6 protein-coding genes and 1 tRNA gene are annotated in these 5,206 nt (G+C 48.8%); 3 read left to right on the forward strand and 4 right to left on the reverse strand.

The features are described 5' to 3' along the window. Positions 1-139 precede the first annotated feature (139 nt). The 3 genes from RMO35_RS11790 to RMO35_RS11800 all read right to left on the reverse strand — a co-directional run bounded on the left by RMO35_RS11790 (position 140) and on the right by RMO35_RS11800 (position 1,600). Positions 140-739 (reverse strand): YdcF family protein, encoded by a 600-nt coding sequence (locus tag RMO35_RS11790; RefSeq protein ID WP_309741425.1) that lies wholly within the window; start codon positions 737-739, stop codon positions 140-142. Positions 740-835: 96 nt separating this feature from the next. Continuing rightward, a tRNA-Arg gene (locus RMO35_RS11795) sits at positions 836-909 on the reverse strand. Positions 910-1,033: 124 nt separating this feature from the next. Further along, entirely contained in the window at positions 1,034-1,600 is a 567-nt protein-coding gene (locus tag RMO35_RS11800) for a DUF937 domain-containing protein (RefSeq protein ID WP_309741426.1), read from the reverse strand. A 220-nt stretch (positions 1,601-1,820) separates the two neighbouring features. Between RMO35_RS11800 and RMO35_RS11805 the strand changes: the two genes are divergently transcribed. Further along, positions 1,821-2,597 carry a CAP domain-containing protein gene (locus RMO35_RS11805; RefSeq protein WP_309741427.1) on the forward strand — a complete coding sequence of 259 codons (777 nt, stop codon included), beginning with the start codon at positions 1,821-1,823 and terminating at the stop codon, positions 2,595-2,597. 168 nt (positions 2,598-2,765) lie between these two features. Here the strand turns inward: RMO35_RS11805 and RMO35_RS11810 are convergent, their stop codons facing one another. After that, on the reverse strand, positions 2,766-3,116 hold the full coding sequence (locus RMO35_RS11810) for a DUF6464 family protein (RefSeq protein WP_309741428.1): 351 nt from the start codon (positions 3,114-3,116) through the stop codon (positions 2,766-2,768). A gap of 287 nt (positions 3,117-3,403) precedes the next feature. Between RMO35_RS11810 and psaC the strand changes: the two genes are divergently transcribed. Both psaC and glmS read left to right on the forward strand, forming a co-directional pair. Further along, on the forward strand, positions 3,404-3,649 hold the full coding sequence (psaC, locus tag RMO35_RS11815; protein WP_295620893.1) for a photosystem I iron-sulfur center protein PsaC: 246 nt from the start codon (positions 3,404-3,406) through the stop codon (positions 3,647-3,649). 282 nt (positions 3,650-3,931) lie between these two features. After that, positions 3,932-5,206: glutamine--fructose-6-phosphate transaminase (isomerizing) (gene glmS, locus RMO35_RS11820; protein ID WP_309741429.1), on the forward strand; the 1,275-nt coding region annotated here is incomplete at its 3' end.

Genomic DNA, 5,206 nt, shown 5'->3' on the forward strand with positions numbered 1-5,206 from the left:
GAACGTGAGTCCAGGTTAAGAGATGCCTGGAGACTGAAGTCTCGGCTGATGATGCGAAGTCCGCCTACGCGGACTAGTTTATTAGTCCGCGTAGGCGGACTTTGCATCACAAGCCCCGATTTCAATCGGCGGCCAATCCCTACTTACCGCCAGCGTAGCCAGTAGCCAGCCAGAACAGAGAGCGGAAGCTATCTCGCACCGTTTTCCGCACTGGTTCGACGGGTCTACCACTGACAAAAGTTACAGGTTTGACTTTAATGCCCCGACTACCAAACACAATTTCACCGATCGCGCGTGCGCGGTGAATATGGTCGTCAGAGGTAACTAGATAAACACTGGTAATCCCTTTGGACTCAAATCGATCGACTAGAGTTGTGAAGTTCGTCACTGTATCGATCGCCCGATAATCCAGATGCAGGTTTTCAGGCGATACCCCAGCCTTTTTAAACACCCGCTTGGCATATCCCGGCGGCGCACCGCTAGAAATCCATACGGGTAAATTGGGGTGGATGTGTGCAAATTTTGCACCGAAGATTTCGCGCTCCTCTTCGCCACCGAGGACAAAGATTGCTTGAGGTTGAATCCAGGTATTTTCTAACTCTCGATAGCAGAACCAACCGATCGGCATTATTAATGGTGAAATCGGCAGCAAGAGTTTCAACAATCGCCAACGATGACGGTGACGCTGCTTGTGACGTGGGGACGAAGGAGATCGGGGGAGGGTGTGATGATGCGCCATGCTGCAAGGAGCTTGGAGAGGACAGATGCGATCGCTAGACTGCGCCTAGCATTTGCTAGGCTCAAGTTACCACAATTTATCAATGCAGACAACGCACGGGACTGGCGGGAATCGAACCCACGGCCTATCGCTTAGGAGGCGATCGCTCTATCCTACTGAGCTACAGCCCCAAACAGCAATTTATTGTATCAGAATATTGACTGGTGACTAATTAATCTAGATATAGACCTAGCTTGCATCTACCTAGCCGAGCAACTAGTCACCAGCAATTTATTCAGTAGGCTACACCAATGACTAAAACAGCTTACCAATAATATTCCCCAGATCGTTAATGGGATTGCCATCACCATCGGCATCGAGCATTTTTGTTGCCATCCCGATTAAATCGTTATCACCGCTAGCACCGCCCAGGGTTTGCGCCATACTACTGGGATCGGTACCACTTTGTTGGCTAAATTTACCGATCGCCGCAATGACAATCGGGGCGAGCATTCCCAATAATTGGGTGACAGTGCCATTATCCATCCCCGTCTGTTGACCGATATTACTCGCGATCGTATTCTGCGATCCACCATCTAACACCTGACCGAGCAGAGCGCTGCCCATGTTCGCTGCACCAGCATTACCCACAAATCCCATCAGATTGTCCAAAATCGAGCCATCGTGTTGCTGAGTCGCTTGATTGATGGCATCTGCACCATCTGGAGTAGCTGCATGGTTGCCCATTGCCGACAGTAGCATCGGTAGCGCCATCCCGACCGCCGATTTGGTAGTGCCATTGTCGGCACCAATTTGTTGACTGATTTGTTGGACGACAGGGCCGCCTAGTTGACTTGCCAGCATTCCGATTAATGGATTCATCAAAGTTTACCTGGATTTAATAATGTTGAAAATCGATGCAGTGCTCTGCACTAGGCACTTGCACATTGGCAAGGCTGGCAAAATGCCATCGCCGACCACATTGTACACAAATCTTTCAACCATCTTTAAAAATTCACGGATTTTATTTAATTTAGTTGAATAATATGGTAGCTATTCAATAGCGAATGACGATTATTATGCAGATAGCCATTAGTTGACTGTGAACAAAGTTTGGATCGGTCTTGCCACAATCTCGATTTCATTATTGCCCATACCCGATCGACAATCGCGGCTGGGAAACTCCAGCATCATCGACAACCATCGATCGAGCTTGCCACTTTTAGCAGTCGGAGGTGCAGCTCGATCTCCTTTACCACTGCCAAACGAACCCACCATCCGCACGATCTCGATCGCCCTCAATACCCAAACCGCAATTAGTTTATCCAAAGTAGAGCGATCGATTATCGGCGAAATGAATCGAGCCAGAAGCAATCCACCCGCCTATCGCAAAGTGTTACTCAGTTGGCGAAGCAGATTTAACGGCAAAAAAGCTAAGTTAAGCGATCGACTTTATCTCATCACTCAAGAAGGAACGCCAGCAATTGATGAAGCCATCAGGTTCCTCCAAAAAACCCGTCCGGTATCGACATTAAAGCTCTCACGCGGACTAACCCTCGCCGCCCGCGATCTAGTTCGCGACCAAGGTGTGAAGGGCACTACAGGTCATCAGGGCAGCGATGGCAGTACTCCCTATCAACGCATGTCACGGTATGGTAAGTGGCAAAAGATCGCTGGCGAAAACATTGCCTATGGGCCAGCTACGGCTCAAGCTGTCGTCCGCGACCTCATCATCGATGATGGTGTCCGCGATCGCGGTCATCGCATAAACATGTTTCAACCCCAGTTTCGGCTGACTGGCGTCGCTTGTGGCTACCATCGCCAGTATCGGGTGATGTGTGACATCAAATACGCTGGGGGTTATGTCGATCGCCGTTGACAATTGATACAAAATGTGCAGTCCACTGGCAGCCTTCTCAAAGTGTCAAAGATGACAACATAGTGCCGATCGATTTGAAACATTAGATCGCTATTTATTGGCTCGATCGATCGCTAAACTACAGATAATCGATCGCCAAAACCATTGAAATAGTCAAGTCAAACTGCATTAGACCCGATATTTACAGCCCTCGCAGGGGCCAGTAGGATGTACCGCGCAGCGAAGCAGACTCGATCGAGCGTTGTACTGACAACTAGCATCGCCAATCACCCATTGACCGTCAATCAGGCTTTGCTCTTCCGGGCGAATTGCCGACTGGACATAGAGAGCAATTTTGTGTAACTTGTAGCGACCCGATTGAAGTTGATAGCGATGACGGCGTTCTAAGACAGCATAAGTCCGACCATCCAAATCGATGTAATTTCCGGGTTGTGGCGTCCAATCCAACTGGACTTTGGTCAGTACTTCTCGCGACTGGGTTAAAATCACCTCAGTCGCCAAAGACTCTGATTCCCTCATTAGATTTCCATGCTGAGCGTCAAATCTTATTTTAACCTTTGTTTTAGTGAATAGTGGATAGTGGATGGTAAGTAGTGAATAGTACTTAGGAGTACATTTTAAGTCTATTTTCAGTTACTAGCGCAATATGTGAATTTATCTACTGACGCCAACGCCCACGGTTCAAAAGTTAAAAACCTTTAACTTATGTAGCCTTTTTGGGAACTAGTATCTGGGCCTGCGGTACACTAAGCCTTGATTCTTAAGTTTTAGCATTGCTAAAGCTTTATCGTTGGGAGGATGATTGGATGTCTCATAGCGTCAAGATTTATGATACCTGTATTGGCTGTACTCAATGCGTTCGGGCTTGTCCGACAGACGTATTAGAGATGGTACCTTGGGATGGTTGCAAGGCTCAACAAATTGCATCTTCACCCCGCACGGAAGATTGTATCGGTTGCAAACGGTGCGAAACTGCTTGCCCTACAGATTTCCTGAGTATCCGCGTGTATTTAGGCGCGGAAACTACTCGCAGCATGGGTCTAGCATACTAGTTCCCACTCGTGACTAGAGGCTGAGGGTACGTTGTGGTTCCTTCAGTCATCAGTCGCGATTTAGGCTTTAGGCTTTAGGTTTTGAGCTTTAGGGATTAGGAAGTAGATGGTAAAGGGTAGATGGTGGCGAGTGGCAATGTTTTAGGAGATTTTTTGCAGTAGTTGTTACATTCGATCGCAAGTTGGGTAATTATAGTATTAAAGTGAGGCTGGTCTCGATCGTAATGAGATTGCCATTAGAGCACCAAAACTAGGATCGCCGTTGCAGGAGAAATAGACTATATGTGTGGAATTGTTGGCTATATTGGCACTCAACCAGCCCAATCCATTCTGGTTTCCGGATTAGAAAAACTAGAGTATAGAGGTTATGATTCTGCTGGGGTAGCCACAGTTGTCGAAGGTAATTTGGACTGTATTCGCGCTAAAGGGAAGCTACACAACCTCCGCGAAAAAATTGAAACCGCTACAAATCGCGCCCCCATTGGCATCGGACACACTCGCTGGGCGACACACGGCAAGCCAGAAGAATATAACGCGCACCCCCACACAGATACCAACCGACGGTTGGCGGTGGTGCAAAACGGCATTATTGAAAACTACCGCGAACTGCGCGAAGCCTTAAAAAAACAAGGACATGAATTTCGATCGGAAACCGATACCGAAGTCATCCCCCATCTGATCTGCCAATGTTTTGCCGATGGTGCTGAAAACCTGATGGTAGCAGTCCAGCAAGCCGTTCACAAATTATCCGGCGCATTTGCGATCGCGGTAATTTCGGCAGACTATCCCGACGAACTAATTTTAGCCAGACAGCAAGCACCATTGGTAATCGGTATTGGTGACGGTGAATATTTTTGCGCTTCCGATACACCCGCGATCGTTCAATATACCCGCACGATCTTACCCCTCGAAAATGGGGAAATGGCGCGACTCACCCGTGATGGCGTCGAAGTATTTACCTTTGACGGTGCCAAAGTCCGCCGCCAGCCACATAGTATCACTTGGAATCCGATCGCAGTTGAAAAGCAAGGTTTCAAGCATTTCATGGCGAAAGAAATCTACGAACAGCCAGCCGTCGTCCGCACCTGTCTCGAAGCCTATCTCGATCTCGATTGGACTCCGGATAGTACGAAGTCTCCCTTCAAACTCGATCTCCCAGCATCGATCTACAAAGATCTTGAAAGCATTCAAATCGTCGCCTGTGGTACCAGCCTCCACGCGGGGATGATCGGTAAATATCTGATCGAAGAACTCGCTCAAATTCCTACCGCCATTCAATATGCGTCCGAATTTCGCTATTCACCCCCACCATTAACCGCCAACACCCTCACCATCGGGATTACCCAATCCGGCGAAACCGCAGACACCCTCGCCGCCGTCGAAATCGAACGATCGCGCCGCCAAGATAAAGCACCCAAATATCACTCCCGCCTCCTCGCCGTCACCAATCGTACCGATAGCGCGATCGCCCGCGTCGTCGATTGCGTCATCGACACCCACGCAGGCATGGAAATCGGCGTAGCCGCCACCAAAACCTTCATGGGTCAGTTGATGGCG

It is taken from the genome of Chamaesiphon sp. OTE_20_metabat_361 (genome assembly GCF_031364565.1).

Bases quoted from the DNA above. Each gene is read 5' to 3' on its own strand.
- RMO35_RS11800 (WP_309741426.1), bottom strand. From the start codon at position 1,600: ATGAATCCATTAATCGGAATGCTGGCAAGTCAACTAGGCGGCCCTGTC.
- RMO35_RS11790 (WP_309741425.1), bottom strand. From the start codon at position 739: ATGGCGCATCATCACACCCTCCCCCGATCTCCTTCGTCCCCACGTCAC.
- psaC (WP_295620893.1), top strand. From the start codon at position 3,404: ATGTCTCATAGCGTCAAGATTTATGATACCTGTATTGGCTGTACTCAA.
- RMO35_RS11810 (WP_309741428.1), bottom strand. From the start codon at position 3,116: ATGAGGGAATCAGAGTCTTTGGCGACTGAGGTGATTTTAACCCAGTCG.